General features: G+C 39.9%; 1 protein-coding gene. It reads left to right on the top strand.

Annotated elements, in window-relative coordinates; all coding sequences use genetic code 11:
* A partial coding sequence (locus tag KH400_RS21820; RefSeq protein ID WP_246589977.1) for an SPFH domain-containing protein occupies nt 1-396 on the top strand: 396 nt, incomplete at both ends.

Raw genomic sequence — 396 nt, 5'->3', positions numbered from 1 at the left:
GATGACAGTAAAGCAATTACTGGTTGGCTTTGGATCTTGTGTTGGTGTCGCAATACTAGCCCTTTTTCTTGCTACAGGTTGGTACATAGTCGACGAATCGGAACAAGCAGCATTAATTACATTCGGAAAAGTAGATGAAACGATTACCGAGCCAGGATTAAAGTTTAAAATGCCATGGCCGATACAAAGAGTTGAGATTTTATCGAGAGGAACTTATAACCTCCAAGTAGGCTATAAGGAAGAAGATGGAGAAGTCGTAGAATTCACTAGAGAAGCGAAAATGATTACGGGTGATGAAAACATTCTTTTTGCTGATTTAGCTGTTCAATGGCGAATAATAGATCCTGAGCAATACTTGTATAGCTCAGTTGATGCCAGGGAGGTCCTATATAATGC

It is taken from the genome of Desertibacillus haloalkaliphilus (genome assembly GCF_019039105.1).
GTDB classification, from domain to species: Bacteria; Bacillota; Bacilli; order Bacillales; family KJ1-10-99; genus Desertibacillus; species Desertibacillus haloalkaliphilus.
The sequence above is the reverse complement of the archived record's forward strand: the minus strand, read 5'-3'. Positions and strand labels throughout refer to the sequence as shown.